This window comes from Polynucleobacter sp. 35-46-11, from assembly GCF_002281105.1.
This window is the reverse complement of the sequence record NZ_NCFJ01000260.1, coordinates 1-3,594: the sequence shown is the minus strand read 5'-3', so window position 1 is coordinate 3,594 and position 3,594 is coordinate 1. Positions and strand designations below refer to the sequence as shown.

The window sequence follows — 3,594 nt, the reverse complement described above, 5'->3', positions numbered from 1 at the left end:
GGACCCAAAGCTGCGTGAACTTGGAATGTGTGGGGTGGCTGTTCTCAATGGTGCTGAGTACGAGTTTTTTCATCATGCTCCTCCATTTATCAAAGCGGGCGGCACTGAGGAGCAGGTGAAGGCGCTGCGTTTAATTGGCCAGCCTAACTTCCCAACTGACTTGTTCTCTGCCCTTGAAAACGATGCCGTAGAGCTGACATTTCAGATGACACGCAATATTCACGTTGATAGTGCGCTGATGAAACGTTTGCAAACCGCGCTTGGCAATACTGACACTGTTGAGCTTGTGACTGTGGTGGCAGCCTACAACATGGTTTCTCGATTTTTGATTGCCTTGGATGTCAATCCTGAGGAGCATCCTCCTGAGTAATTCATGAGCCAGAGCAACTCCGTTACATGGGAAGAGGGTGGTCAGACATGTTCAGCAGCCTGGCATTCTGAAAATGGCATTGCTGCACATAAGCGGGTAGTCATTGCTGATGACACCCTCACGGCAGACGACGCCTATCGCCTAGCCTGTGAGGGAACTGCGATCTTATGGAAGGGTGATTTTCAGAACGCCCGGCAGTTATTGCAAGCTTTGGTAAGGCGCATTGATAAACCTTCCAAGAAATCCAAGCGTGCTGGAAAGAGAACAGATCAATCTTCCAGCGATCTTCAATCACCAACCTCGATTGATCTATTTAACAAGCATCGTTTGATGCAGTCACAAAGAGCCCGAATCCTCGGCATGTTGCTAATTCAATGCAACTCTGATCACACCATTCCATTACGAAGAGCACCTGATATTTCGCTAGCTTGTCTTGAGGCCTATGGCTTAACTACTGAGTCTTATGTGATTTCCTTGCGTGAGCTCTTGGGAGTGATCAGTGCACATGAGTGGCGTAAAAATGGTGTACCCGTTCTCGCTGATGAGGAAGGCGAACCTATTTTTATATACCCCCATTATGGTGTTTTCTCGCCGATACGCGGGGAGTATCTCGAGTTAGTTTGTAGTGTTCCGTTGCCTAAATTACTCGAAAAAGAGTCCATCGCTTTTGATATCGGCGTAGGGACTGGTGTGTTGTCAGTTATCTTGGCAATGCGAGGCGTACAAAAGATTGTTGCCACTGATCAAGATGATCGAGCGCTTGCTTGTGCTAAAGAAAATATTAAGCGATTGAGTTTGGATTCCAGCATCCAAATCATCAAGGCTAATTTATTTCCGCAAGAGAAGGCGTCTTTGATTGTTTGCAATCCTCCATGGATACCTGCAAGACCGAGTTCCACTTTGGAGCATGCTGTTTATGACCCTGAGAGCCAAATGCTGAAAGGGTTTTTGGGTGAACTAAAAAACCATTTACTACCCGATGGAGAGGCTTGGTTAATTTTGTCTGACTTAGCCGAACATCTCGGATTAAGGACTAGAACAGAATTACTGGAGTGGATTGGGGCAGGAGGGCTTAAGGTAATTGGTCGTATTGATACTAAGCCAAAGCACCATAAGCCTTTTGATCAATCTGATCTTCTGTACTTTGCAAGATCTGCCGAAACCACTTCTCTGTGGCGCCTAGCAATCCAATAAAACTAGCCACTTAGAGTGGCTATCGATCCTGTATTGCTTATTTTGCAAAGAGCTGACTAGGATCTTCAAATGCTTTGAATTCAAGAGCATTGCCAGCAGGATCTAAAAAGAACATGGTGGCCTGTTCGCCCACCATTCCCTTAAAGCGAATCTGCGGTTCAATGATGAACTTGATGCCGCTATGCGTTAATTTTTCAGCTAATGCATGCCAATCCGGCATCGTGAGAACAACCCCAAAATGTTTTACTGGAACTTGATGTCCGTCAACCTCATTTGAGCTTGCATGACCGCATTCTTCAGGGGCAAGATGAGCAACGAGTTGATGTCCAAAGAAATCAAAATCAATCCATTCGTCTGAACTGCGCCCTTCTGAACAGCCTAAGGTAGTGCCGTAAAAACTGCGAGCTGCCGCTAAGTCATTAACTGGAAAGGCAAGATGGAATGGCTGGATGGTTGACATGGATACCCTTATATTTACTTTGGCTATAGTTTTTCAAGCTTAAAAGATTAATTAATACAAAGTTTAGTATATTTGCGATATAAAAATATTGTGCCAAATAAGAGACATTTACCCATGACAAGCAATAACAGTAAAGATAAAAATCAAGCTCCCGAAAGTGGCTTGCGTAAGGGCTTAACAAGTTATGGTGATAAAGGCTTCTCTTTATTCCTACGTAAGGCATTTATTAAAGGTGCCGGGTATACCAATAGCGCTTTAGATCGGCCCGTCATCGGCATTATCAATACTGGAAGTTCATATAACCCTTGTCATGGAAACATGCCGCAATTGATTGAGGCTGTGAAACGGGGTGTGATGTTGGCAGGTGGGTTGCCGATGGATTTCCCAACCATCTCCATTCATGAAAGTTTTGCCGCGCCAACCAGTATGTATTTGCGCAATCTCATGTCCATGGATACGGAAGAGATGCTCCGTGCCCAACCGATGGATGCAGTGGTCATGATTGGGGGTTGCGATAAGACTGTGCCAGCTCAAATGATGGGTGCAGCTTCTGCAGGCTTGCCAGCAATTCAGTTAATTACCGGTTCAATGTTAACGGGTTCTCATCGTAGTGAGCGTGTGGGTGCCTGTACGGACTGTCGTCGCTATTGGGGGAAATTCCGTGCTGGTGAAATTGATGAAGTTGAAAAAGATGAGGTGAATGATCAATTGGTAGCGAGTGTAGGGACTTGTTCTGTAATGGGTACCGCTAGCACCATGGCTTGTATATCTGAGGCCCTAGGGATGACTGTGCCGGGTGGCGCTACTCCCCCGGCAGTTACTGCAGACCGCATTCGGATTGCAGAAGAGACGGGCACACGTGCAGTCCAAATGGCAAAAGATGGCTTAACTATTGATAAGGTACTCACCGCCGATGCATTTGAAAACGCCATGCGTGTGTTGTTAGCGATTGGCGGATCAACCAATGGCATTGTTCACTTGGCTGCAATTGCAGGTCGTATGGGTTTAGAAATTGATTTAGATGCTTTGGATAAGATGGGTGATGAAACCCCGGTTCTAGTTGATCTCAAGCCTTCCGGTGATCACTACATGGAGAACTTCCATGATGCTGGTGGTATGGCTACTTTGCTGCGCGAGCTAAAGCCTTTACTGAAGCTGAATGCTATGACGGTAACGGGTCGAACATTGGGCGAAGAAATTGATGCCGCCCCACCGAGTTTTAAGCAAGATGTAGTGCGCCCTTTTAGTAATCCAATTTATCCACGCGGCAGTATTGCTGTTTTACACGGCAATTTAGCTCCTGGTGGCGCCATCATCAAACAGTCGGCTGCTCACGAAAAATTGATGGAGCATGAGGGTAGAGCAGTTGTATTTGAGAATTCTGAGGATCTTGCCAACCGAATTGATAGCCCTGATTTAGATGTCACTGCAGATGATATTTTGGTGCTCAAGAATATTGGCCCTAAAGGTGCACCAGGTATGCCTGAAGCGGGATACATCCCGATTCCGATGAAGCTTGCGCGTGAAGGCGTGAAGGACATGGTCCGCATCTCCGATGCGCGCATGAGCG

Annotated in this window: 4 protein-coding genes; 3 read left to right on the top strand and 1 reads right to left on the bottom strand. The window is 46.3% G+C overall.

Going from position 1 to position 3,594, the window contains the following annotated elements; translation table 11 throughout:
- Nucleotides 1-370: carboxymuconolactone decarboxylase family protein (locus B7Y67_RS13090; protein ID WP_293599031.1), on the top strand; the 370-nt coding region annotated here is incomplete at its 5' end.
- 3 nt (nucleotides 371-373) lie between these two features.
- Nucleotides 374-1,564 carry a class I SAM-dependent methyltransferase gene (locus B7Y67_RS13085; RefSeq protein WP_293599030.1) on the top strand — a complete coding sequence of 397 codons (1,191 nt, stop codon included), beginning with the start codon at nucleotides 374-376 and terminating at the stop codon, nucleotides 1,562-1,564.
- 37 nt (nucleotides 1,565-1,601) lie between these two features.
- Here the strand turns inward: B7Y67_RS13085 and B7Y67_RS13080 are convergent, their stop codons facing one another.
- Entirely contained in the window at nucleotides 1,602-2,024 is a 423-nt protein-coding gene (locus tag B7Y67_RS13080; RefSeq protein ID WP_293599029.1) for a VOC family protein, read from the bottom strand.
- Nucleotides 2,025-2,138: 114 nt separating this feature from the next.
- Between B7Y67_RS13080 and B7Y67_RS13075 the strand changes: the two genes are divergently transcribed.
- The coding region (locus B7Y67_RS13075) for a dihydroxy-acid dehydratase (protein WP_293599028.1) at nucleotides 2,139-3,594 on the top strand (1,456 nt) is incomplete at its 3' end.

Bases quoted from the DNA above. Each gene is read 5' to 3' on its own strand.
- B7Y67_RS13080 (WP_293599029.1), bottom strand. From the start codon at position 2,024: ATGTCAACCATCCAGCCATTCCATCTTGCCTTTCCAGTTAATGACTTA.
- B7Y67_RS13085 (WP_293599030.1), top strand. From the start codon at position 374: ATGAGCCAGAGCAACTCCGTTACATGGGAAGAGGGTGGTCAGACATGT.